The organism is Moritella sp. 36 (assembly GCF_018219415.1).
Classification (GTDB): Bacteria; Pseudomonadota; Gammaproteobacteria; order Enterobacterales; family Moritellaceae; genus Moritella.
In genome coordinates this window covers 3,225,972-3,251,727 of sequence record NZ_CP056120.1, presented here as the reverse complement: position 1 = coordinate 3,251,727, position 25,756 = coordinate 3,225,972, and the positions used below count along the sequence as shown (strand labels likewise).

The 25,756-nt window shown below is 39.6% G+C and carries 25 protein-coding genes and 1 riboswitch; of the genes, 16 read left to right on the top strand and 9 right to left on the bottom strand.

The genetic code is table 11. The features are described 5' to 3' along the window. The first annotated feature begins 239 nt into the window (after positions 1-239). From HWV03_RS14325 to HWV03_RS14285, 9 genes are all read left to right on the top strand, one after another. Positions 240-2,318, top strand: a complete 2,079-nt coding sequence (locus HWV03_RS14325) for a TonB-dependent siderophore receptor (RefSeq protein WP_211676524.1) — start codon at positions 240-242, stop codon at positions 2,316-2,318. Positions 2,319-2,432: 114 nt separating this feature from the next. Next, positions 2,433-3,239 carry a DUF3450 domain-containing protein gene (locus HWV03_RS14320; protein WP_211676523.1) on the top strand — a complete coding sequence of 269 codons (807 nt, stop codon included), beginning with the start codon at positions 2,433-2,435 and terminating at the stop codon, positions 3,237-3,239. Beyond that, positions 3,236-4,705: a MotA/TolQ/ExbB proton channel family protein gene (locus HWV03_RS14315; protein WP_211676522.1), complete on the top strand. Its 1,470-nt coding sequence runs from the start codon at positions 3,236-3,238 to the stop codon at positions 4,703-4,705. The genes HWV03_RS14320 and HWV03_RS14315 overlap by 4 nt, the downstream gene beginning before the upstream one ends. Positions 4,706-4,708: 3 nt before the next feature. Continuing rightward, positions 4,709-5,251 carry a MotA/TolQ/ExbB proton channel family protein gene (locus HWV03_RS14310; RefSeq protein WP_211676521.1) on the top strand — a complete coding sequence of 181 codons (543 nt, stop codon included), beginning with the start codon at positions 4,709-4,711 and terminating at the stop codon, positions 5,249-5,251. A 2-nt stretch (positions 5,252-5,253) separates the two neighbouring features. Continuing rightward, positions 5,254-5,658, top strand: a complete 405-nt coding sequence (locus HWV03_RS14305) for an ExbD/TolR family protein (RefSeq protein WP_211676520.1) — start codon at positions 5,254-5,256, stop codon at positions 5,656-5,658. Further along, positions 5,658-6,272 (top strand): energy transducer TonB, encoded by a 615-nt coding sequence (locus HWV03_RS14300; protein ID WP_211676519.1) that lies wholly within the window; start codon positions 5,658-5,660, stop codon positions 6,270-6,272. The genes HWV03_RS14305 and HWV03_RS14300 overlap by 1 nt, the downstream gene beginning before the upstream one ends. Before the next feature lie 44 nt (positions 6,273-6,316). After that, positions 6,317-7,561, top strand: coding sequence for a tetratricopeptide repeat protein (locus tag HWV03_RS14295; RefSeq protein WP_255546832.1), 1,245 nt, complete (start codon positions 6,317-6,319; stop codon positions 7,559-7,561). A gap of 373 nt (positions 7,562-7,934) precedes the next feature. Next, positions 7,935-8,234 (top strand): hypothetical protein, encoded by a 300-nt coding sequence (locus HWV03_RS14290; protein ID WP_211676517.1) that lies wholly within the window; start codon positions 7,935-7,937, stop codon positions 8,232-8,234. Continuing rightward, a complete protein-coding gene (locus HWV03_RS14285) occupies positions 8,234-9,592 on the top strand; it encodes a PKD domain-containing protein (protein WP_211676516.1) in 1,359 nt (452 codons plus the stop codon). The genes HWV03_RS14290 and HWV03_RS14285 overlap by 1 nt, the downstream gene beginning before the upstream one ends. Positions 9,593-9,651: 59 nt before the next feature. Here HWV03_RS14285 and HWV03_RS14280 read toward each other — a convergent pair whose 3' ends face one another. From HWV03_RS14280 to HWV03_RS14265, 4 genes are all read right to left on the bottom strand, one after another. Beyond that, a complete protein-coding gene (locus tag HWV03_RS14280; RefSeq protein WP_255546831.1) occupies positions 9,652-10,059 on the bottom strand; it encodes a hypothetical protein in 408 nt (135 codons plus the stop codon). Positions 10,060-10,105: 46 nt separating this feature from the next. Further along, positions 10,106-10,921 (bottom strand): sterol desaturase family protein, encoded by an 816-nt coding sequence (locus tag HWV03_RS14275; protein WP_211676515.1) that lies wholly within the window; start codon positions 10,919-10,921, stop codon positions 10,106-10,108. Positions 10,922-11,061: 140 nt separating this feature from the next. After that, positions 11,062-12,084, bottom strand: a complete 1,023-nt coding sequence (locus HWV03_RS14270) for a calcium/sodium antiporter (RefSeq protein WP_211676514.1) — start codon at positions 12,082-12,084, stop codon at positions 11,062-11,064. 13 nt (positions 12,085-12,097) lie between these two features. After that, a riboswitch (yybP-ykoY riboswitch) is annotated at positions 12,098-12,271 on the bottom strand. A gap of 95 nt (positions 12,272-12,366) precedes the next feature. Further along, a complete protein-coding gene (locus HWV03_RS14265; RefSeq protein WP_211676513.1) occupies positions 12,367-13,395 on the bottom strand; it encodes an endonuclease/exonuclease/phosphatase family protein in 1,029 nt (342 codons plus the stop codon). Between the two features lie 297 nt (positions 13,396-13,692). Between HWV03_RS14265 and udp the strand changes: the two genes are divergently transcribed. After that, the gene (udp, locus tag HWV03_RS14260) at positions 13,693-14,463 is read left to right on the top strand and encodes a uridine phosphorylase (protein ID WP_211676512.1); all 771 of its coding nucleotides are present in this window, start codon (positions 13,693-13,695) and stop codon (positions 14,461-14,463) included. Between the two features lie 126 nt (positions 14,464-14,589). On the opposite strand, the gene HWV03_RS14255 is transcribed toward udp, so the two are convergent. Continuing rightward, entirely contained in the window at positions 14,590-15,255 is a 666-nt protein-coding gene (locus HWV03_RS14255) for a glutathione S-transferase (RefSeq protein WP_211676511.1), read from the bottom strand. 188 nt (positions 15,256-15,443) lie between these two features. Here HWV03_RS14255 and HWV03_RS14250 point away from each other — a divergent pair, with 188 nt between their 5' ends. The 5 genes from HWV03_RS14250 to can all read left to right on the top strand — a co-directional run bounded on the left by HWV03_RS14250 (position 15,444) and on the right by can (position 21,062). After that, complete coding sequence (locus HWV03_RS14250; protein ID WP_211676510.1) at positions 15,444-15,950, top strand: type II secretion system protein; 507 nt, start codon at positions 15,444-15,446, stop codon at positions 15,948-15,950. Positions 15,951-16,248: 298 nt separating this feature from the next. Further along, complete coding sequence (zwf, locus tag HWV03_RS14245; protein ID WP_211676509.1) at positions 16,249-17,730, top strand: glucose-6-phosphate dehydrogenase; 1,482 nt, start codon at positions 16,249-16,251, stop codon at positions 17,728-17,730. 22 nt (positions 17,731-17,752) lie between these two features. Beyond that, on the top strand, positions 17,753-18,472 hold the full coding sequence (gene pgl, locus HWV03_RS14240) for a 6-phosphogluconolactonase (protein ID WP_255546830.1): 720 nt from the start codon (positions 17,753-17,755) through the stop codon (positions 18,470-18,472). 567 nt (positions 18,473-19,039) lie between these two features. Further along, the gene (gene nhaA, locus HWV03_RS14235; protein ID WP_211676508.1) at positions 19,040-20,233 is read left to right on the top strand and encodes a Na+/H+ antiporter NhaA; all 1,194 of its coding nucleotides are present in this window, start codon (positions 19,040-19,042) and stop codon (positions 20,231-20,233) included. 205 nt (positions 20,234-20,438) lie between these two features. Beyond that, complete coding sequence (gene can / locus HWV03_RS14230) at positions 20,439-21,062, top strand: carbonate dehydratase (RefSeq protein WP_211676507.1); 624 nt, start codon at positions 20,439-20,441, stop codon at positions 21,060-21,062. A 172-nt stretch (positions 21,063-21,234) separates the two neighbouring features. On the opposite strand, the gene HWV03_RS14225 is transcribed toward can, so the two are convergent. Then, a complete protein-coding gene (locus HWV03_RS14225; protein WP_211676506.1) occupies positions 21,235-21,447 on the bottom strand; it encodes a cold-shock protein in 213 nt (70 codons plus the stop codon). A gap of 677 nt (positions 21,448-22,124) precedes the next feature. Beyond that, a complete protein-coding gene (locus HWV03_RS14220; protein WP_211676505.1) occupies positions 22,125-22,391 on the bottom strand; it encodes an acyl-CoA-binding protein in 267 nt (88 codons plus the stop codon). Between the two features lie 454 nt (positions 22,392-22,845). On the opposite strand from HWV03_RS14220, the gene HWV03_RS14215 reads away from it, so the two are divergent. Continuing rightward, positions 22,846-23,661, top strand: a complete 816-nt coding sequence (locus HWV03_RS14215; RefSeq protein ID WP_211676504.1) for a hypothetical protein — start codon at positions 22,846-22,848, stop codon at positions 23,659-23,661. Positions 23,662-23,709: 48 nt separating this feature from the next. Here the strand turns inward: HWV03_RS14215 and moeB are convergent, their stop codons facing one another. Then, on the bottom strand, positions 23,710-24,507 hold the full coding sequence (moeB, locus tag HWV03_RS14210; RefSeq protein ID WP_211676503.1) for a molybdopterin-synthase adenylyltransferase MoeB: 798 nt from the start codon (positions 24,505-24,507) through the stop codon (positions 23,710-23,712). Then, the gene (gene moeA / locus HWV03_RS14205; protein WP_211672152.1) at positions 24,507-25,739 is read right to left on the bottom strand and encodes a molybdopterin molybdotransferase MoeA; all 1,233 of its coding nucleotides are present in this window, start codon (positions 25,737-25,739) and stop codon (positions 24,507-24,509) included. The genes moeB and moeA overlap by 1 nt, the downstream gene beginning before the upstream one ends. Positions 25,740-25,756 lie beyond the last annotated feature (17 nt).

Here is a 25,756-nt window from a genome sequence, read left to right as displayed (position 1 = left end):
CTCATATTTTATAAAAACGGCTTATTTCATATTGAAATAAGCCGTTTTTATGTGCGCCACTGGTTGATAAGTATCCTACTTATCTGCTTCATTAATGTTTACATTTACTACGAATGCAAAGAATGTAATTTTGATACAAATAGTAATGATTATTAATTAGACTCCTTTTCATTAAGTCGACCTACAGCAGTAGGCGTGAAATTTAAATTAATGAAAAAATGAATCGGAGATAACGGAATATGTTTTGTAAAACTCGATTAGCTGTCGTAATAGCGACAGTACTTGCAGCGCCAAGTGCTTACTCTACAGAAACGGTAGAAACAGATGAGCACATGGAAGTTGTAGGTCGTGATTATGGTTATAAAGTTGATACAAATAGTACTGCAATGCGTGTTGAAGCTACTCAGCTTGAAACTCCAGGGCAAGTAACGGTTATTGATGAGCAGCTAATTGATGAGCAAAGAGCAAGCACACTAGGTAACGTACTTAAAAATGATGCAAGTATTTCTGCTGGTGGTGTAAGCCGTAACCGTGAATCGTTCAAGCTACGTGGTTTTGATTTACAAAGTAGCAGTGGCTTCTTGCGTGATGGTAAGCAGCATTGGTCTCATTACCGTCAGCCAATTGAATTACTAGAACGTGTTGAAGTATTAAAAGGCCCAGCAGGTCTACTTTACGGTAAATCAGCACCTGGTGGTCTTGTGAACATGGTGGCTAAAAAGCCAACTTACGACACTCAAGTAAGTATTAGCCAAGATTTAGGTTCAAACAATGATTCTCGTACGACTGCGGATGTGAGTGGCTCATTAAATGATGCGCAAACATTACGTGCTCGTGCGGTTGTATCTAAGCAAAGTTACGATTCATGGCGTACATATGGCGATGGTAGCACACCATCGACAGAACGCTTTGTTGGTGGTTTGTTTGTTGATTACGACTTAAATGACAAAGTAACTTTATCTGTGCATTACGATCGAACTAACGATAACGGCAGTGTTGATTCGGGTGCTTATATTAAAGATGGTAAGCCTGTACTTGGTGAAGAGCACATCTGGGATGCACAGTGGTCAACCATTGAAAATGACGTTGAAAATGTTGGTTTTGATATTGCTGCACAGCTATCTGATAACTTGAACATGAAACTCGGTTATAACCACCAAGATTTCAGACGTCGTGATACTGAAAGTTTTACAGACCCAAAAAGTTATGACCCTAAAACTGGTGAAGTAACTTATCAAGTATACGACCGTCTTGATCATTGGGTATTTAATACTGCATTTATTGACTTTGTCGGTGAATTCGATGCATTTGGTATGCAACACCAAACATTAATTGGTGCAAACTGGTTAGGTTACTACTATTCAAAATTAAGTGAAAGTAGTGATGATTTGACTGGTGTTGTTGGTCAGCCATTTGATAAGCCAAGTGGTACAAATGCTGAAAATGATAAGACGAAATCAATAACTGAACGTGATTCATACGGTATTTATGTACAGGATATGGTAACGATTAACGATCAGTGGCAAGTACTTGCTGGTTTACGTTTTGATCGTGAAATCAATGAGAAACATACGTATAGCAACGTATTACCGAAATTAGGACTTATTTATCACCCGAAAGCGAATGGCTCTATCTACGCGACTTACTCAGAAAGCTTCGAACCAAAAGATCCTGTGAGCGGTTCGAAAGATATTAACAAAGGTACGGAACTTGATCCTGTAAAAGGTAAGTTATATGAGCTTGGTTCTAAATGGGAGTTGATGGATAACCAACTATTTGTATCCGGTGCAATTTTTGATATTACCCAAGAAAATATAGTTATTACTCAAGATATCAGTAATACGAATCAAACTGAAACGACGCAAGCAGGTAAACAAGTACACCGTGGTGCTGAATTCAGTACTACAGGTTATGTAACAGAAGCATTGTCACTAAGCGGTTCGATGACTTATTTAGATGCTAAAATTCATGATGAATTTGATCCTGAAATCAATGGTAACCGTCCAGCAGATGTACCTGAATTCTCTGCAAGTGTTTGGAGCCGTTACTCTTTTGCTAACAACACTGATGTAAATTTAGGTGCTATCTATGTTGGCGAACGTTTCGGTGACGAGAAAAACACGTACAAGAAAGATGCTTACACGCGTTTTGATACTGGTATCGCTCACACCATTAATTACGATAAAGACATGGACCTCGTATTACGTTTCAACATCGAAAACTTGTTTGATACGGATTATCTAGCGGGTGGTAGTCAAAAGAAAACTATCATTGGTGAAGGTCGTAACTACATGGCTTCAATCCAATTACGTTATTAATAACATAATCTAAGCCTTCATAAACAGCAATAATCGACTCTTGATTCCATAGATGTCGGTTATTGCTTTTTGTGGTTTATTCCTTTTAAATTTTAATTCGAATGTTGATTAATTATGCTTTTAAATAAATCTTACTCTCTCGTTCTCGTGGCTGCACTGAGCAGTGCTACGTTTAGTCCTTTCGTGTTTGCACAAGCTAATGATAGTGCGCAAGCGATTGATCATGCACAAGCTCTGACTCAAAAAATGAATAATACGGCGGCTAGTAGCCAGTATAAAATTGATAATAGCGCAGATCGTACTTTAAGCATGCAAGCAGAAATAGAGCGTCTGCAAGAAGAAGTCGACAACTTAGCTGTATATCGCGACCATCTTGCTAAATTAGTTAACAATCAAAACCAAGAATTAAATAGCTTAGATGAACAACTGCAAGGTATTAAAACTACTCGCCAAGGCATAGTACCTTTGATGTACAAAATGCTGACTGGTTTAGATGACATCATCAATACTGGCAAGCCAATTAAAAAAGAGCAACGCCTAGCGCGCTTAGCAAAATTAAATACCATGATGGCCCAGGCTGATGTGAGCGATGCAGAGAAATATCGTCGTATTTTAGAAGCGTACCAAATTGAAATCGACTATGGGACTAAGTTGGGTGTGTACCAAAGTAAAATTACACTTGCTTCATCAAATAAGACTATCACAGTTGATCTATTACACCTTGGGCGTATCGCATTTGTTGCGCGCAGTTTAGATAGCCAGAATTATTGGCAGTGGCATGACGAACGTAAGGTATGGGTAACGGTTTCTGAACAAACAAATGATATCGATAAAGCCTTCAAAATGGCGAATAAACAAATTGCACCCAGCTTAATTTCTCTTCCTGTGACCACTGCGCAACGTGTAGGTAATGCCCAATGAACTCTCGATTTTCAGTGAATAAAGCCAAACTATTTTTAACAAAGACATTGCTATTAAGCGCACTCACCGTTAGTGCATATCCTTTGACTGCTAATTCTGCAGAAGCTGCGGATACGCTGAAAAATGACGCGCAAGTCGTGAGTGAAAAATTACTCAAGGATACAAAACAAGATAATAAACAGCTTACAAAAGCGTTAACGCAACGAGAAGCTGGCTTTAAACTAACAGAACAAGAAATTAAACAGCAACGTCAGGCGTTATTAGCGCAACAACGTCAATTGCAAAATGAAACTGAAACGCTAAGCCAAGAGTTTACGCGTAACGAAGAAAAATTAGCGAAGCTAGAAACGGATTTACGGTTAGAAACCGGTAGTTTAGGTGAACTATTTGGTGTTGTACGTCAATCAGCAAAACAGTTAAATAGCGAAATTAGCACCGCAGTAACCGCGATTGATAGTGCAACGTTTGCGCCGATTGTAGTGGATGTGGTTGCAGCAAAAACCTTACCTTCAATGTTGCAGCTAACAGGACTGTGGTCAGCGTTATCAGAACAAATTAAAGCAAGTGGTGAAATCAAAACGGTGAATGTTGCTGAGATTGATGGCGCAGGGCAATTAGCAGATAAACAAGCTGTGCGTATCGGTAGTATTGGACTAGTGGGTGAGGAAGGTTATCTCACTTGGAATGGTGAAAAGCAAACCGCGACAGCTTACCTAAAGCAGCCAGAAAAAGGCCCTGTTGCGGCAGATCTTATCAATACTGGTGCAATTGGTAATATCCTTGTATTGGACCCATCGCGCGGTGTGATGCTAGCGCAATTAGAAAATACCCCAACCTTAAAAGATCGTTTAGAAAATGGCGGTACAGTGGGCTACGTGATCATTTCATTGTTGATGGTTGGTTTGTTGATTGCACTGGTACAGGGCGTGAAGCTAATGCTTGCTCGACGTAAGATCCGACAACAACTAGCGAACCCTAGTCTGATAGGTGACAACCCACTAGGTCGTATTCTACAAGTATACGTAGATAGCAATGTTAAATCGGCATTGCATAATAGCACTGAAGCGTTAGAGCTGCGCTTGATGGAAGTAGTGGTCGATGAGCAACAAGGGTTAGAGAAAGGCTTGTCGATGCTGAAATTGCTGGCTGCACTTGCACCTATGCTTGGCTTATTGGGGACAGTAACCGGCATGATTGAAACCTTCCAAGTGATCACACAGTTTGGTAATGGCGATCCAAAAGTAATGGCCGGTGGTATTTCAATGGCACTGATCACGACGGTATTAGGTTTAGTTGCAGCAATGCCGTTATTACTTGCGCATAACATACTGAGTACGCAAGCCGATAATATTCGCGATATCTTAGAAAAGCAGGGCATTAGCTTAGTTGCAGAAGAAGCTGAAAAACTCGCTGTTGCAGCCGTTAATGACACGAACGTGACTCCTTTTACACAGCAAGTGGGCTAAGTTATGCATTTTGATATGACGTCAGTTGATTGGCTTGAAAGCGTCAATCAATTTATGCAACAGGGGGGACCAATACTGTATTGGCTTGCCGCTATTGTTATGTTGTGTTGGTTTTGCGTGATGGAACGGTTGTTGTATTTGTATTGTTATTTCCCTGCGTTACAAAGTGACTTGTTAGCACGTTGGCAAGTACGTTCAGAGCAAGGCTCATGGCATGCTCAAGCCATTCGGGCTGGTTGGTTGTTACAGGCACAGCAAGCATTGCAGCAAAACCTCAGCTTTTTGAAAGTGCTGGTGGCTATTTGCCCTATGTTAGGGCTGTTAGGCACAGTGACGGGCATGATTAGTGTGTTTGATGTTATGGCGACATTAGGTAGCAGTGAACCTAAGTTAATGGCAGCAGGGATTTCGTTAGCGACCTTGCCAACAATGGCGGGCATGGTTGCAGCACTTGCAGGTATGTTTGCTCATGCACGATTAACCAAAGCTTGTGATACACGATATAGCAGATTAGAAAAATTGTTAAGACTATCTATTAAGGAATGAATATGAGATTTAATCGTCGTTCAGCCGCGCGTGAAGATGCACAAATTGATATGACCTCGATGTTAGATATCGTGTTTATCATGCTGATATTTTTTATCGTAACAAGTTCATTTGTTCGTGAATCAGGTGTGGAAGTTAACCGTCCTCAGGCAAGTAATGTGGTTAGCCAAGCGGGTGCAGGTATCTTTATTGCCATTACCGCGAACAATGACATCTATATTGATAAACGTATGGTGGATGTTGAGCGTGTACAGGCAACATTAGAGCACTTGTTACTGTCTCAACCTGATGCCTCTTTAGTTATCCAAGCCGATGAACATGCGTTCAATGGCACTGTTGTTAAAGTGATGGATGCGGCGAATGGTGCGGGTGTGAGCGGTATCGCATTGGCGGTGGAGAAGTCTTAATGTTACGTTTTTTACTGGCTGTACCGCTGGCTTTAGCGATGACATTAGTTTTGTTCACCGTAATGGCATGGATGGTGGATAACGGCCATTCTGGTAAACCTGAAGAATCGACTGCACAAGCGTTCGACATTGTTATGGTCGATCAAGAGCGTGATGTTAACCGTCGTCAACGTGCGTTGCCCGAACAACCAAAAAATGCACCGCCACCCACAGACAGCATATCCGTTGCGAATGCAGAGGTTAAAGCGCTCGCATTACCTGATATGCCTGTACTTGGTATTGATATGGCCAGTATTGGTGTCGAAGTTGGCTTGCCTGCAATTGGTGAGTTTAGTGCTAACCAGCAAGCAATGCCTTTGTATCGTGTTGAACCGCGTTACCCATCACGCGCCATGAAACAAGGCGCACAGGGCTGGGTTAAACTGTCATTTACCATTGATACTTTGGGCCGTCCTATTGATATCAAAGTAATGGATGCGAAACCAAGACGTTTATTTGAAAAGTCGGCAATGAAAGCATTACGAAAATGGAAGTACCAACCCAAGTTGGAAGAGGGGAAAGCTATCATGCAAGTTAATCAGACGGTCACCTTGGAGTTTAAATTAGAACGATGATTCATTATTTAAATAAGCTGAAAAGCAGTTGGTTGTTTGTCCTGATGTGTTTTTTTACCTCATCTGTCTATGCTAACCAGCCACAGTTAACACAATTTATTGCGGGTAAGATCCAGGCCGCGCAAGCATTACAGCAGCAAGAACGCTATACAGATGCAATTGAGTTGTTAACTGAACTTACCCCGAGGCAAGCGTACGACCAAGCTTTTGTACAGCGGGTATTGGGTATCTTTCATTGGCAGCAAGAAAACACCGACCAAGCGGTTAAGTACTTATCATTGGCCGTTGAAAGTAAGTTATTACCAACGGAGCAGGCTTGGATTACGCAGCGTATGGTGGCGGATATTTTACTTAGTCAGCAAAAATACCAACAAGCGTTGCCGCATTACTATGTTCTTGTTAATACGGCTGCAAGCAGTGACAAAGAGAGCCATAAAGCGGTAACGAAACGCAAGAAAAAAGCATCAAATATTAAGACCAAAGAATTCACGGAGTTGTGGCTACGTATTGCCCAAACCCATTATCAGTTACATGAATGGGAGAAGGTACTCAGTGCGGTAGGGTCATATGAAGATTTAAATACGCAAGGTGACCAAGTCCAGGCGCTGAATCTACAATTGACGGCGCAATCTCAATTGCAACGGTGGCCTGCTGCGATTGATACATTAGATCGTATTATTGCTGTTGAACCCGATAAGTTATTGTGGTGGCAACAGTTAGCAGGTTTGCAACTACGTACTTCACAGCCACAAGCGGCATTAACAACATTGATTTTAGCGCAGCGCCAAGGGTTCGCATTAAGTGTGCAAGAGCGCCGTACTCTGGCGCAACTATATGCACAGCAAGGTATTCCTGAACAGGCCGCACGTGAATTAAATTTGTTAGTAAAAGATATAACTGACAATGATAAACGACAAAAAATGTTAGTTGAGCAAGCGCAATATTGGCAGATGGCGAAAGAGTGGAACAAGGCCATTAGTACATGGCGTGATGTGGTTAACTTGTCTACAGATGATACTGCAGAATTTCGCTGGCCATTAGCGCAATTGTTACTACAGCAGGGGCGTTATAAGGCTGCATTGGCAGAGTTAAATCACCCTCAAATTAAGCTGGACCGAAGTAAAAAGAAGCAAGCGGAAATTGAACTCGCCAAAGTGAGAGCTTACTATAAACTTGCGCAATTTGATCGTGCGATTACCCATGCGAAGTTAGCCCAGCATATCGCCCCATCTGCAAGTGCGAAAGGCTGGATTAAATACTTACAACAAGTACGTCTGATAAATAGTTAGTGCCGACTGTCTCGACTTACACTTGCCTGTTGTGATAGAAATGATTATTTACGTAATCGTTCTATTTATTTGTTAATGTCGGTATTATCGCCGGCATTCTTATTTACATCGTATGCTGCCGGTCACATTTTTAACTTATTATTCACATTTACAGCATCCAGCCGTTAGTACTTAAGTTCATATGGGGTAGAAGCAAATACCGCACTGTACCTGGTTGTCTTACGACCCAAACCTCTTATCTCTCATACTTCTTGATTTATGGTTCTCATGCTGTCCATTTATTGTTAGCCCTTTTTTTTAAATCGCAAATGTTAACCTTTTCTGCGGATGAATAAGGATTATTCATCGTCAAAATTAAATAAGGATATTTACCATGTTGAAGAAGTTACTTCTTGTCGTGACATTGATGAGTGGCAGTGGTCTTACTGTCGCACAACTTCAAGTCACCTCTGCGAGTTATGATAAAAATGTATTGGCTGTGATTAATGCTACAGATGGCGCTGTTGAGATAACTGTAGATGGTGAGGTGGTTCAGCTCGTTGATAGCAATTACATTATGCCGTGCTCACCGGTTTTAGGTTTTCCTAAAAAGGTGCAAGTAGCTGTTACTACTGCAGCTTATGACGAAGAAGTTACTTGCCCCGTATTTGTAACTATTGGGGAGACTGAATAATGAAAAAACTATTACTCGTAATGACACTCGGTGCACTATCTGGTTGCTTTGGTGAGTCTGATGGCACTAAAGAGCAGAGCTCTACAGTAATCAATGCTGATTTTTCTGCGGTAAAAGACAATCTAAAGGTTACCTTTACTAATACATCGACCAGTGCTGACATCCCAATAGACAGTTATTTGTGGGATTTCGGTGATGATTCAGTCAATAGTTTTGATATCAATCCAGTTTATACCTATGCAACGGCAGACACTTATAGTGTGCTACTTACTATAACGACTGAAGACGGAGGCACTGCTAGTGTGACTCGAGATGTCACTGTGGCTAAAACCTCAGGAGATCCAATCGCTGATTTTACGTATAGCTCTGAAGGCTTAACGGTAACGTTTATTGATAACTCAGCGGTTACCAATGACTCGATTGACAGCTACAGTTGGAATTTTGGTGATGCTGCACCCAGCAATACATCGACATTACCTTCACCTATCCATACGTTCACGGCATCAGGCAGTTACGATGTGACATTAAATGTTACTTCTGAACTTGGCAATAAAACGAGTACAGCGACTTATACTGTAACAGTATCGGATAATGTAGTAGACCCTGTTAATCCAAAAGCTGGTTTCAGTGCTGCAGTGAATTACTTAGACGTCAGCTTTACAGATTTAACCAGTGTTGATAATGGCAGCATTGCTGATTATTTATGGGACTTTGGCGATAGCGCGTCATCAGCACTTGCTTCACCTACCCATCTTTATGCCGCGGGTGGTACTTATACGGTGAGACTCGATGTAACGGGGAGTGATGGTACAACGGCAAGTAATAGCAAAGAGGTTACCGCTTATGATCCTGCCGTTGAGCCTACCACACCTACGGTGAGCTTTACTTCTGATGCATTAGAGGCATCACCAAGTCTGACGGTTAATTTTTCGGCTGATGCAGCAAATGAAACAAGTCCCATTAGTAGTTATGTATGGGATTTCGATAGCTTAGGCGCATCGACTACAGCTAATCCGACGTTCACATTTAACGATGCGGGTATATATACAATCGGCTTAACAGTGATTTCAGAAGAAGGAATTGAGAATAGTATTATACAGAGTGTTGAAGTATTCGCCCCTGTGATAGAACAGCCTGAATATATTGCCTGTCAGGTGACTTCAACCAGCACATTCGTAATCACTTCCAACCGTGATGAAGAGTTAGCAAGTTGTTTCACTAGTGATACGGCAATCCTAGATAAAAAACAGGCGGGGACTTGGTGTGCAGAACAAGTCGCGACTTATGCTACAGATATGTCTTTTTTACGTATTCGTCCGACATTAACGGCGAATGTATTAGAAACAGCGTGTCCATAAGTTAACCGTTTGGCCCTGTATTATCGAAACGATGATGCAGGGCTTTTCGTTTTGCCTTTCTAACTTCTTAATAAAGCTAATAATGCTATTTCAATAAGTTGCGTATCATTGAGCTGCTTATATTTATCTTGTTGCTTCAATGTTTCAAGCATATTTTTGTGTGTTTTACTGAGCTTGAGATAGTGACTATTGGCATCTAAAGCGGCTAAATTTTGAGTTTGCAATGACTCGGTGATAATACGTAAATACGCAGGGCGTAGATGAGCGGCTAATATTTCCAAGTATTGTATAGGCGCTTTGCCTTGGTATTCTGTCACGGCTATTTGAATATCAATCGATACGTTATTATCGATAAAGATCTCATCGAGCTGTTTGGTTGCTATATCAGCAGTCACTTTACGACTGAGTTTACGTGCATCATCGTTAGAAATCGCTGGTGTTGTTGAGGTGTTTGTAGAATGAATCACGTAATTAGTACCTTTGAATGTTGTCATTACTATTATTTAATATCGTTTATTTGTTTCTGAAGGGCTGGGTTAGCATCCGCTGCACCTGACATTCCTTCGTGTCTCGAAAATAAGGTAAACCGATCTGCATTTGCTGATGGCCTAATTTGGGTTGTGCTTGATAACTGCCAAACAGATGATCCCACCACGGTAGACAAAAACCAAAATTATGATTGGTTTCGTGACCATTTACAGAATGATGAACACGGTGCATATCAGGCGTGACTAAAATGTAGCGTATATAGCGGTCAATCTTAGCTGGCAGCCTAATATTACTGTGATTAAACATGGCCGTCAGATTGAGCAACATTTCAAATAACACAACCGCTATTACGGGTACACCGAGTGCAATAATAACGGCAATCTTGATTAGCATAGATAAAACAATTTCTATGGGGTGAAAACGAATAGCTGTGGTGACATCAATATCAAGATCGCTATGGTGCATTCGGTGTAAACGCCATAGTACGGGGATATGATGGAATATCTTGTGTTGGAAATAAATGGCGGCATCAAGGAGCATGATCGAGACTATCATGATCAAAATTTGATTTGTCGAGCTTCCCAAACCGGCTAACGAAGACAGTCCCCATTGCTGTTGTTCGGCAAACATTGCGGCATCAATGGCGAGAAAAGGAACGAATAATTTAAGCACCAGGTTATTAACGAGTACCATCGCGAGGTTATTTCCCCAGCGTTGTGACTTAGGTACCGTCAAAGGGCGCTTTGGTCGATAGTGTTCACTAATTGCTAATAAGATAAGCAAGCCGATAAAAGCGCTGGCACGAAGTGTGTTACCGTTAACGATAAGCCATTCACTCATATAGCACTCCTTATTATAATAGTTAATCGCCTTATTTTGCGGGATAATTGCTTTGTTGCCAAGCTGTATCGATAGTGGGTATTCGTGCAATACATCAAGTCAGCACTTGATGTATTGCACCCGCTAAGCTGTAAATCGCCTTAAGCGCTAAAAAGTAACCAGCTATACCCAATAAACATAATTAACAACACGGCACCTGAAAGGCGACCAAAACGGTAGTTCAGTTTACTGTCTGCTGCGATAGCTTTATCGGATTGTTGTTCTGGTGTCAAAGCTGAGCGACGTTTAGTCACCGCTATATAAGTCATGGTGAATGAGATAACCATGAATGCTGTCATGATAGATAACATTGGTACATCACGCGTTAAGACTTCAACTGGCAGTTGCAATCCATCACCAATTAATCCTGGGAATGCTAATACACCTAATAGGTTAAAGGTGTTTGAACCAATGACAGTCGCGAATGCAATTTCAGGCATACCACGGCGAACACCAGCGATAGCAGCGGCTAGTTCTGGTAAGCTAGTACCAAATGCAACAATCGTTAGACCAATCAACAAGTCGCTAACACCCATCGCTTTCGCAAGTTGTACACTACCCCAAACCATGATTTGTGAGCTGATTAGAAGCATAACAAGCATTGCAACCGTTTCGATTAGCGCACGTCTTTGGCTTATATCCAAAAATTCTAATTCGTTTTTAACATCTTCGTCTGATGACGATTTAGCAAGGTATACGCAGTACAGTGCGAGTAATAGGATCAGTATAAGACTATCCCACATTGTAATAGAGCCATTGGACATTAACGCGATGACGGCGATAAGTGCGATAACTAGAATTGGTAATTCGCGTTTAATGAAGCGTACTTGAATAACAAGTGGCATAAACAGGGCACAAAGTGCCAGCACTAAACCACAGTTAATGATGTTGGAACCGATAGCATTACCGACAGCAAGACCTTCTGCACCATTAAATGACGCAATGGCGCTTACGACTAATTCTGGGAATGAAGTACCAAACGCAATGACGGTCATACCAATAAACATGACTGAAACACCAAACTGTTTGGCTAATGTTGATGATACTAAGATAAGACGGTCGGCACTTACGGTAAGTAAAATGAAGCCAACTAACACTGCGATGATGGGTAATAATAAAGACATAGGGTTCTCGTACGAGGGCATTTAGACATAAACAAGCGACACCCTGCCCTCGAAAGTAGGTGTTTACTTGTTCAAGTCTCATCAAACTTAGTTTCGGATTATTAATCTCGAACTAGATTGAATACACCATGACCTGTGGGTCAGTTATGTTGATGTACTCCCTCACTTGCGTGAAGCGACTACTCCCTCGAATAGATTAGCGCATTATAAGATAGAATTGGGCTAACGCAAGCATAATATGTAATTGAATTACAGAATGATTAAATAGCACTTATGTAAATGCTAATTTCTCAATTGCAAATTGATTTGAACAACGGCATGATCGGTACTTTCGCTATCACGTTCATAGATAGGGTTAATCAGGTGACGATCATACGTGTGGTAATCGCTGACTTCATAAAGGCTACGCTGATACTCTGCATTAAACTCACACGACAGTAAGATGTAATCTAATACCGAGCCTTTGTTGTAAAAGTAATGTGTCGCGGGACGGGGGAGTTGTGTACAACTGGGGACCGAGCCATTTGTTGCATGCTGATATAAATGCCAACTGTCTTGTAAGCTAAATAGCTTAACAATATTTTGTGCTTGTTGATCTGAATTGAAACGTAAGGTATTCATCGTTAGGTGCGATAATATCCCATCGCGGTCATTATCTAATACGTCGTTAAAGTCACCCATTAACATCATTGGATTGTTCGTCGCTAGTCGACGTTGGATCATTTGTTGAAATAGTAAAGCAGCTTCTGAACCGCGTTGCATTGATGAGCCCCAACTTCCGCACATCTGCTTGGTAAAAGCATCAAGCACAGCTTTGGTTGTCGCCAGTTCATTATCTTCACTTTCTAGCATTGGCCGTTTAGATTTAAAATGCACAACGTAGCAATCCGTTGTTCCAAGGTGTGGCAGTTCAATACTGGCGCGCAGTGGTTTACGGCTAAATTTATATTCTGATGATAATCCCATGCTAACGGCAAGATCACTCTCGGGCATAACTGCTGCGATATCTATTATCGGGTAGCGTGATGCGATAGCGACTACAGGGCTGCGGAAAATATAGTCTTCGATAATATCGGCGCTATCGACCACTTCAAAATACGGGTAATCACATTCAGCCACTAATGCTTTTAAAGAGTCAGGACTAAATACTTCTTGAAAGCCGATGATATCAGGCTGATGCACGGAAAGATAATCACGTATCCACGTCTGCTTTTTCTGCCATTGTTGCTCGTCATAGATTCGGTCAAAGTCATAACAAGCAAACGGAGGTTCAATGTAGTTGAAAAGATTAAAGGTGGCGATTTTTAGCATAGGTAAGGAATACCATGAAATAGAAAGTAACAACTATGTTATAACAAGCTTAGGAGCATGGGGCAAGTTTAGTCATCGTGATTCAGGATTTTGTTGCTTTCACTTGAAGCTAAACAGTGTGTTGTTTATAAATCGAGCACCTATTAAGCATAACGATTATATGTATCAAACATGTGACAATTATCACTTTATGGGGGCTCTCGCTGCATTATGATTACGTCTTAATTTTTACCGTTATTTTAATATCGTTATATCATTTTTATTATAATGGTTTTCTTCGGTTTTAAGGAATATGTTATGACTACTGCAAATGTTTTTCACCTTGGTATCAACAAATTAGATTTAAAAGGTGCTGAATTAGCAATCATTCCAGGTGATCCAGCTCGTGTCGAAAAGATCGCACAGCAAATGGAAAACCCACAGTTTTTAGCAAGTCATCGTGAATACACTGTTTATTTAGCAGAGCTAGAAGGTAAGAAAGTTGTCGTATGTTCGACTGGTATTGGTGGTCCTTCTACATCGATCGCTGTTGAAGAACTTGCTCAGCTAGGTGTGACTACATTCTTGCGAGTGGGTACTACTGGCGCAATTCAAGAACACATTAATGTTGGCGATATGATTGTGACGACTGCATCAGTACGTCTTGATGGTGCAAGTTCACACTTTGCGCCAATGGAATACCCTGCTGTTGCTGACTTTGCTGTTGCAACAGAAATGAAAGCTGCTGTTGATGCAGAAGGCATTAAAGTGCACATGGGCGTAACCGCATCAAGTGATACTTTCTACCCAGGTCAAGAACGCTATGACACATTCTCGGGTCGTGTTACTCGTCGTTTCCAAGGTTCAATGCAAGAGTGGCAAGAAATGGGTGTTCTGAACTTTGAAATGGAATCAGCAACTCTCTTTACTATGTGTGCAAGTCAAGGTTTAAGAGCAGGTTGTGTTGCTGGTGTTATCATCAACCGTACTCAAAAAGAGATCCCTGACGAAGCGGCGATGAAGCTCGTTGAAACAAGGTCTATTAAAGTCGTTGTCGACGCTGCACGTCGTATGTTAGTTGTATCATAGTCCATTGATTATAATTTTAGTCATTGATGTATAAACTATATTGTAAATAATTAGACTCAATATTTCGTTTGGGTTAATTAAATTTCAAAGCCAGACTACTTAGGTAGCTCTGGCTTTTTTGTATGTCTAACTTGCAGATGCAAAATAAACAGCTTTATCGCCAGCAGACCACTGTGGATATTTGTACATAATATCAGTAAACAGAGGTGAGCTTGTGTGTTGTGTTAGCCATGTGCGTAATTTTGGGAAGGGGGACTGTGAAAACCAATCTTTGTCCACACTTGCAAATTGGCGGATGAAAGGAAAAATGGCAATATCAGCCAAGCTAATTTCTTCGTCAATAAGGTTACTGTGTAATGCTAGTAGGAGCTCTAACTGATTCAGGAAATGGCAGCCTTGTTCGCGATACACTGCTTCAGTATATTCTGGATGGCGATCCGCGTATTTATATTTGTCTAAAATGGCTTTAAATTCGTTATCGTTTTCATCGATCAGTAAGGTGATCTGTTTTTGTAATTGGGGCTGATTCTTACGAAGCCAATTATTACTGTCGTTTTGTGATAGCGCCCACTGCATAATATCGCGACTTTCATCAATAATCTGTTTGTCGTTAGTGACAAGAACAGGCACTGTTCCTTTTGGAGAATAAGCTAACAAGCTTGTTGGTTTATCTTTTAAAACAACTTCTCTTAGCTCAACTTCAACTTGGCTATAACGAATAGCTAGTCGTGCTCTCATTGCATATGGGCAACGTCGGAATGAATAGAAAACAGCAGGGTGGTTAGCTCTCATAAATAGGTTCCAGCATCAAATGTTTAAGGTCAATAACGTAAGATATCTCGATTTAGTTACAGTATCAAATACTCACGTGAACATATATTAAAATGATGGATTAATTAGTTTGATATATCCGCCATTATCATTTTTATGTGTGTTAATATTGCCGTGTTAACTGATATTAATTAAGGTTTTACATTAAAATGAAAGATGAAATTGGCTTTTCATTGATTGAATTAACGTTTGTTATTGTAATTCTTTCTGTCCTCGCAATGTTCGCCATACCTGAATATACAAAGACACACCGAGAAGCTAAAATTGCAGTGCTTAATGATATGCGTGGCAAGTTGAATAATGCGGTCGATAATTTAAAGACAGCCTCAAATATCGATTCGCGAAAACAAACGCTTCCAAATGGACTAACCTTTATTCAATACGATACTCTTAAAAGCTACCGGGTGTCAGGTCAATTACTCTATCCAACAGAAATATGCCATATTTTAGGTTTAACGACACGCCCGCTTGTAGAAGGAGTTGAGGCGGACTCTATCGATGCCAGTTATACCTGCAAAAATGAAAATAAAAGTTATTCTTGGGTCAAGATGAATAAACTTGAATCGACAGAGTGCACGTTATCTTATAGGGCTAGATATAATGAAGACATTATCACATCTGTAGACATTAAACTTGTCGGAGAATGCCTAGAATAGTGAACCCTTGTTTGTAGCGTAGATAAACAGCACAATGTTTAGTATTTAACGCCGAGCCCTTACTTTCTAAACTTTCGTTTTTTTGTTTCATTCGAAAGCGGCTTGGGGTTTTATTCGAGATAGATTTTTACTTAAGCGCCTATTTTTAGGTATTTAAGTGATATATTGCTGAAACCATTTTAGTTTTCGATCATTTTGAGTGATAATGCCGCGCCTTAGTCTGTTATCTGTGCGTAGTACAAACGGACTAAAGCCATATATTCTAATCTTGTCGATAAAATCTTTAGGAAATAAAACCATGGTAAAACCTGAGAATAACAGTATTGTCATTTTTGGTGCTTCGGGTGATTTAACAAAACGAAAGCTACTTCCCGCGCTTTATCACCTTTATGTCAATGAACTGTTACCTGAAGATTTTTCTATTTTGGGTGCGAGTAAAACTGCATATACGGATGATTTATTCCGTGAAAAAGTAACTAATGATTTGATCAAAGGTGAAGGCGTTAATAAGCAACAAGCTGAAGATTTCTGTAAGCATTTATACTATATCTCGATGGATATGACCGATGCTGATAGTTATGGTGCTTTTAAAGCGCGCTTAGACACATTATCTGAGACGCATAATACGGTTGGTAATGCTATTTATTATATGGCCACACCTCCTAGTTTATACGCAGCAATCTCATCTAATTTAGCAAAATATAAATTGAATAAAGACCGTGATGGCTGGAAAAGATTAATCGTTGAAAAGCCATTTGGCTATGACCTTAAGTCGGCAAACGAGTTGGATTCGCATCTACATACTTGTTTCCGTGAACGTCAGGTTTACCGTATTGATCATTACCTAGGTAAAGAAACTGTTCAAAACTTATTGGTATACCGCTTCTCTAACGGCTTATTCGAACCGCTTTGGAACCGTAGCTTTATAGACTATGTTGAAATTACGGCCGCTGAAAGCTTAGGCGTAGAAGAGCGTGGTGGTTACTACGATCACTCTGGTGCAGTACGCGACATGCTGCAAAACCACTTGTTGCAAGTATTAGCACTTGTTGCGATGGAACCACCTGCGGTAATTAACGCGGATGCAATGCGTAACGAAGTTGTTAAAGTGATCCAAAGTTTACGCCCACTTGAAGAGCAAGACTTACGCGATAATCTTGTATTAGGCCAGTACACGAAGAATGTTGTGAATGGCGAAGAATTGCTTGGCTACCGTAGTGAAAATGACGTAGATGAAGATTCTCGTACACCTACGTATGTTGGCATGAAGATGATGATTGATAATTGGCGTTGGAACGGTGTGCCTTTCTATGTACGTACCGGTAAACGTATGCCAGAACGTTTAACCGAAATTGTTGTTCACTTTAAGAAAACACCACATCCAGTTTTTGGTCTGAATGCACCAGAGAATAAAATGATTTTACGCATTCAGCCAAACGAATCAATTCAGATGGACTTCGGTTTGAAAAAACCAGGTGCAGGCTTCACCGCTCAACAAGTATCAATGAGTTTTGATTATAATAGCTTGGAAGAGAATAACCTACTCACTGCTTACGAACGTTTACTGCTAGATTGTATGAAGGGCGATGCAACACTATTTGCTCGTTCTGATGCGGTTAAAGCATGTTGGGAATACGTACAACCAATTTTAGACTATAAAAAAGAAGCGAAATCTTTATTTGGTTATAAGTGTGGTACTTGGGGTCCGAACAAAGCCGATGAAATGTTAGAGAAAGATGGCCGTGAGTGGCGCTTTTCTAGCGAAGAAGTGATTAATTAATTTAAACTTTAGAAGTGGAACTATGATGGATTATCGTACTTTTGAAACACCTCAACAAGTTGTTGAGTCTTTAGCTAATTCGCTCGTTGAATACAGTAAACAAGATAAGCCTGTGCATATCTCGTTATCAGGTGGCAGTACACCAAAACTTTTATTCAAAGTATTAGCAAAGGCACCCTTTGCTACAAGTATTGAATGGGGAAACTTGCATTTCTGGTGGGGTGATGAACGTTGCGTAGCACCTGATAATGCTGAAAGTAACTTTGGTGAAGCTCAAACGTTATTATTTTCTCAAGTTGCATTACCTGCTGAGAATATTCACCGTATTTTAGGTGAAGATGCGCCAGAGCAAGAAGTTATTCGTTTTGCACAAGAAATGAAAGCATGTATTCCTGCTAAAAATGGACTGCCTTGTTTTGATTGGATCTTGCTTGGTATGGGGGGGGATGGACATACTGCATCATTATTCCCAGGCCAGACTGATTATAATGATCAACATATTGCAATTATTGCGCAGCACCCAGAATCAGGACAGTATCGTATTTCTAAAACTGCACGTCTATTAGCAAATGCAAAGCGTATTAGTTATTTAGTGATGGGTGAAGGTAAAGCACAAGTGATTAAGCAAATTCATGATAATGATGATGCCGCACTTGCATACCCAGCAGCACAAGTAAAAGCCAGTCTAGGTAAAACTGAGTGGTTTCTAGATGCGGATGCAGCTAGATTAATTAACGGTTAATCCTTATAAGTAATTTCGATAGCTCACTGAGCTTAGAGTAAAAGACCTGTTAGTTTATACTAACAGGTCTTTTTTTGTTCGTTTGTTTGTTTTTTATACTCACCTTAAATATTTAATTCCCCATTAAATTATCCTAAACGGCTTTTAAAAGATCATATAAAATTCAGCTGATATTAGTTTGAGTTGTACTTAGATCGTTTCTTAAAAAGCTATTTAAGTGGCTTGTGTGGCGGTTTTTGTTTCCATTCTGTGTTGTTTTATATTTTTGATAGGTTTTATCACTGTTTTAGCGCTGTTTGTTAGCCATTTATGGCTATTTTTTAGAACTGAGTTTGATATTTATATGTGTGATTTTTTATTATTATGTGTCATATTACTTGTCATAATATGTCGAGTTAGACGGAGGCGGTAGCAGTAGTAAAGCGTCTTAATAGCATAAAATGTAATTATGCTTTAATTTATATAAATTGATAATACTGAAATATCTTCATTCTATATTGGGTGTAATAAATATCATTGCATTGAGCTTACCCCTTATAAATGAAAATGTTGATATAAAGGAAAAATATGAACAACACACAAGAATCATTTTTATCTAGTTTCTTTAAACTAGAATCAGCGGGCGGCATTATCTTAATGTTCTCAGCTGTATTAGCTATGGTTTTAGCTAATAGCCCTGCACAAGATCTATATGCGTTATTTCTGGAAATTCCAGTAGAGATCAAGCTTGGCGGTTTAGAGATAGCGAAACCATTATTACTTTGGATTAATGATGGTTTAATGGCGGTGTTCTTCTTTTTAGTTGGACTTGAGCTAAAAAGAGAATTAGTCGAAGGGGAGTTATCTAATCCTCGAAATATTATCTTGCCCGGCGTAGGTGCTATCGGTGGTATGTTATTTCCAGCGCTTATCTATGTTTACTTTAATATGGATGATCCTGCAGCGTTAAGTGGTTGGGCTATCCCAGCGGCAACAGATATTGCATTTGCGTTAGGTATCTTGAGTCTATTAGGTTCTCGAGTGCCTGTCAGCTTGAAAATATTCTTAACATCGCTCGCTATTTTTGATGATATTGGTGCGATTTTAATTATTGCTTTCTTTTATACATCGAAGATTTCAATTTCGGCGCTTATTGTTACGGCATTATGTATTCCTGTGTTGGCCTATTTCAATAAACGTAATGTTGATTCAAAAGCATTGTATATCATCGTTGGTATAGTCATGTGGGTTGCTATGCTGAAATCTGGTGTTCATGCGACATTGGCTGGTGTTATTCTTGCGCTGTTTATTCCGATGCAGTCAAAAGATAAGTCACATTCACCACTGAAGTCGATGGAACATGGCCTACACTTTGTTGTTGCATTTGTTATTTTGCCTATATTTGCCTTTGCGAATGCTGGTATTAATTTATCAGGTATTGGTCTAGATCAAATTTTACACCCTGTACCTATGGGTATTGCGTTAGGTTTATTCTTTGGTAAACAGGTCGGTATCTTTGGTCTATGCTGGCTAGCAATTAAATGTAAAATTGCACAAATGCCAAAAGGTATGAACTGGTGTTCTTTATACAGTACAGCCATTCTATGTGGTGTTGGTTTTACTATGAGTTTGTTTATTGGTTCATTAGCCTTTGGAGATACAGGTACAAACCCATTATTTGATGAGCGCCTTGGTATTATCTTGGGTTCATTACTGTCTGGTATTGTTGGTTTCTTCCTGTTGAAATCATGCCTATCCAAGCAAGGGGAGGTCGCTAAATAACGTAGCGTTCACCTTGTAATTTAACAAAAAAGCATCCTTGATTGGGTGCTTTTTTATAGCTGGCTTGTACAGTGTTTTTTTTAATTTTTACACTCATAAGTCCAGTGGCTTATATTCGAAGATTACTTATTTATCAGTTGAATATATTGATTAAACAAGCTAATTTAAGGGTTCAAAATGTAGTTACTAATCAGAGAGCGTAGTCTTGAGTACAATTAAATCGATATTTGAACGTAATCGCGCATGGTCAGAACAGATTAATGAACAGTTCCCTGACTTTTTTGAAAAACTTTCTAAGCAACAATCACCTGACTATCTCTGGATCGGCTGCTCCGATAGTCGCGTACCAGCAAACCAGATCATGGCCCTGCCTCCGGGGGAGGTTTTCGTGCATCGTAATATTGCTAATGTTGTTGTGCATACAGACTTAAATTGTTTATCTGTGATCCAGTACGCGGTTGAGGTGCTTAAAGTTAAGCATATTATTGTGTGTGGACATTATGGTTGTGGTGGTGTTAAGGCCGCTATGGGCGATGAGCAGCATGGTTTAATTGATAATTGGTTACGTCATATTAAAGATGTCGAACGCTTCCACATGGACGACTTAAAGGATGTCAGTGAAGAAGATAAAATTGACCGTATGTGTGAATTAAACGTTGTAGAGCAGGTTAGGAATGTCTGTAATACCACGGTTGTGAAGCGAGCTTGGCGCAAGGGGGAAGAGTTAACGATTCATGGTTGGATTTTTAATATCAGTAATGGTGTATTGAAAAGCTTAACTGAGAGTATTAATTCGAGAGAGAAGCAATTGGAAGTTATTGTTAAATAGTTTCAGTATTTAAGCGTGTAGTTATAGAGATAAAAAAAGCCAATGAGATATCTCATTGGCTTTTTTAGTACCTAAGTATAAATCACATAAGGAGTCATAAATTTTAGGTAATAAAAAAGGTGAACTAAGTTCACCTTTTTTGATAACTGTTTAACCTCTTAATAGTAAACTATTAAGAAAGAGGTTTAACGTTCTCAGCTTGTGGACCTTTTTGGCCTTGACCTACTGTGAATTCAACTTTCTGACCGTCAGTAAGTACTTTAAAGCCATCAACTAAGATAGAGCTGAAATGTACGAATACATCTGGGCCATTTTCTTGCTCGATGAAACCGAAACCTTTAGCTTCGTTGAAGAATTTTACTTTACCGATTACTGTATTAGACATATTAAAAACCCTGTATATATATACGTTATTAAAAAAATTGTTAAAAAACCAGGGTGTAACTTATATAAACAATACAAAACACAATAATCAATACGAGTATTAACTAAAGCTTATTCTACCGATATAAACTAGCCTAATTTCTTAAGACGAATTATACATGGTTAAAGGCTCATAGCAATACACCCGCTCGTTATTTTTATGAAATTGTTGTTTTCATTAACAAAATCATTATTCCCAAGGCATACTTGATGTCTTTTTAGGCGTTGAAACACTGATTTCGTGCAATATACGGTCATATTACACCCAGTTTATATCTTGATCTAGTTTTGCAGTGGATTTAGAATTGTAGTTATTGATTATTGCTAATGTAGCTGTGTTTAAACTACATGATATAATTTATAAGCTTTTGATATAAAAGGTTTATATCTGGTCTGGTTATAGGTGATTTGGATTGCTTTTTGGCAGAGAATAGACATTTATTAAATGGATTTAAGGAGTGATTATGAGTAAGAGTGTGCGTAGACAGTGGTTTTTAGCCAAAAGAAAGTAGTACAACGCTTCATTAATAAATAATAGGCCAGAGATTTAAAGTCTATTTCTTAATGAGTAGATAACCTACTCTAAAAACTGTCAGTAAATAGGCTTATTTACTGACAATATGTTATTTTATTTATCAATTAAGCCGCGTATTCTTCTTCTACACGCGCAATGTATTTTTCCATCGCTTGCTCTGTCGTTAAACCGCGTAACTTATCCCATGCCGTCCACTTAGCGAAAGCAACCATATCAAAAATAGATGGTTTCTTTGTTGCGACATCACCTTCAGTTGCTTGCTTAAATAATGAGTAAAACTCTAATTTTAATTCTTGAGAAGGTTTTTTCTTTGCTGTGCCATTTTGAACTTGCTCTACTGTTGCTTCGAATTTAACGCGTAGGTCTGTCATTCTATATTCCTTTATCTAATTGTTGAATCAATAAGTACTTAAATATCATTACAACTAGCAACGCTGCAATGCACCTACTAATGAGTAGTTAAGTCACAATTCGAATATTACATTTATTTTTGTATTAATACACTCTTTAATTTCAATTTTAGGTATGAAATTAAATAATGAAAAATCCTTATGTTTCAAACTAGTAACTATTATATAAGTATGAAGCTTCTAAATTAGATGATCATTATACTGCAAAAATGATAACTCGAAGAATCTTCTAAATATTGATGTAGCGTATGAACGCTAGGGTTTTAGGTTAAAAACCAGTAATTAAGCTTGATATATATGGAATAATATATATCATTACCCATTTGTAGTTATGACCATTTGGGTGTTAGGGATATATTTATCTTTAAATACTAGAGATGGAGTGACGTTAAACTCATTTATTGTAAATTAAGATATGATCGGACAACAATCGAAGAGCCAGATAACATTATCAGAGGCAGTATTGCACAACCTAACAACCTTACAACGTTGCTCGATGTGCACTTTCGCGCTTTTAGTGATGAGTACCATTGTGTTTACCGAAAAAACGAACATAGCATCGTTTTTTTTCGCGAGCTTACCGATTGGACTTGGTTTAACAAGTAGCTTTATTACACCTTTAGTTACTTTAGGTTTATTGGCGCTATCCAGTGCGGCTTATTTTGGTATTGTTTACGCGACTAAGATGCCAACACCGCGGCGGCAAGATACGAATAGTTCAGGTTTTTTATCTGAAGTACGCGTTACCTTTGTATTTGGCGCTTGCTTTGGTTTATTAACCGCTATTTTATGTAGTTTGATCTTTGTGATTGCTGAGCCGCATTTACCGCAGGCATTCCTTAAATATCATCAAATATTTGGTTCGTTAGATATTGCTTTGATTTCACTTACAGGAGCAGTTCTAAATGCCTTATATTTAGGTTTATTTATGTTACCGCTATCTCTTTTTCTCTCTCGATTGTTTGAGCGAGTCGAGAGCGTGACGCCGATTAAATTAACGACTCGAATTATTCTTACGTCATCACTTATCGCCTCGCTATTTGTCGCATTTATAATTGTTGTCATCACATCCAGCCTCTCAATAAATCTCATCTTGTTTAGTGTCACAATAACTGTGATTACATCCACAGCTTTAGGTTTACTATATTGGTTTGTAGGGTTGGAGGCGAGCATCATTGGCAATATGGTATATTGCTTATTAGTGTCTTATCTGGCAAATTTATTCTTATAATCTAGCGCGATTAACAGTCGGTTGATAACTGCGCTAGGATTATAACGGTTATACAGTTCTTGAAGAGTGACAAACCGTACAGGTAGGCAGTTTTGGTAGTTTCATTTGTTGAAATGAAAGTGTGAGACCATCGACAATTAAGATTCTCCCGGTCATTGGCTGACCAAAATTAGCAATAACCTTAATTGCTTCCAGGGCCTGCATCGCACCAATAATACCCACCATCGGCGCCATAATACCGGATTCCACACAGCTTAATGTTCCGTTACCGAATAATTGGCTTAGGCATTGGTAGCAAGGCTCATCATCGGCATAAGTAAAGACACTGATTTGACCTTCCATACGGATCGCTGCACCTGATATTAATGGCGTGCGTAAAGCGAAACATGCACGGTTTATCTGCTCCCGTGTATCGACGTTATCAGTACAATCAAGCACGATATCATGTTGTTTGATTAAGTCTGTTAACTCATCTTCAGATAGTCTTTTAGTGATAGCCTGAACTTTACAGTGTGGATTTATTTGTTCAAGCTCATATTTAGCTGAAAGTGATTTAAATTCACCAATACGACTATCACGGTGTAGCAATTGGCGTTGTAAATTCGATAATTCAATATGGTCAAAATCGACTAATGTCATCTTACCCATACCAGCAGACGCTAAATATTGGCTACTCGCACAGCCAAGACCGCCAGCACCAATAATTAATACATTCGCTTGTTTTAAGGCTTCTTGACCGTCAAAGTCAAAGTGACGTAGGACAATTTGACGGTTATAGCGTAACTCTTCTTCCGAAGATAAGATATCTTTGGAAGGTAAGTCGCCATTCGTAGAGGGGGTTTTCATCAATTTAAGATCTCGTTAAATGGTTCGATCGTCACTGTTTCTCCGATTTCCACATTACCGCGGTCTTGCTCTAAGATAGCATAACAATTAGAGTGGCTCATGCTACTAAATACGCCTGAACCTTGACTCCCTGTTGATATAACTTCAAGTTGTCCGTCTGCATTAACACTATAAATGGCGCGTTGGAAGTCCATACGACCAGGTGCTTTTTTCAGTTTTGTTGCAGCAATGGCATTGAAACGTGGTGTTGGAGTGTAAACTTGGTTGGTCATTTTAGCTAATGCAGGTACAACAAGTTGATGAAAAGTTACTGTTGCTGATACTGGGTTACCTGGCAAACCAAAGAATTTACTGTTTGGTAGCGTACCGAACGCAAAAGGCTTTCCTGGTTTAATCGCTAATTTCCAAAAGCCAATCTCACCCAGTTCTTCAAGTAATATTTTTGTGTAGTCAGCTTCACCAACTGATACCCCTCCTGATGTGATCACGGCGTCTGCTGCCGCATCGGCTTTGATGAAAGTTTCACGAAGTAGGACTTCATCATCAGGGACAATACCAAAATCAATGATATCTAAATTTAAACGTGACAGCATTGCAGTGATGCTATACCTATTACTGTCGTAAATCTCACCGTTAGCTAAAGGTTGGCCCAAGCTTTTAAGTTCATCCCCTGTTGAGAAAATTGCAACTTTTAAACGACGATAAACTGTGACTGCATCAATGCCAATGCTTGCTAACATTGGAATGTCACGTGGCGTGAGACGGCGACCTGTGGTTAACACTGCTTGGCCGACTGCAATATCTTCTGCTGCATTACGAATATTGTCATGCATTGGCGGTAAAGCTTCAAAAGTCACCAAATCACCATCGACTTGTGTTCGTTCTTGCATGATGACGGCTTCACAACCTGCCGGCACTGGGGCTCCAGTCATGATGCGGATACAAGTACCAAGTGGCCATACATCATTGAATGGTTGACCTGCAAATGCTTTACCTGCAAGTGGCAGTGTCATTGACTGCGTTAGATCTGAGATTCGGATAGCATAACCATCCATTGCCGAATTATCAAAAGGTGGGACATTAATTGGAGAGACGATGTCTTCAGCGAGAATATAATCGAGCGCATCAGCTAAGTTTAATGTGAGTGTTTCTTTCACTACATCGATATCGGCTAACATCTCTTGCATCGCTAAATCTAGCGGCTTTAGCCCTTGTACATCACAACATCCCATTGCATACCCTTGTTGGT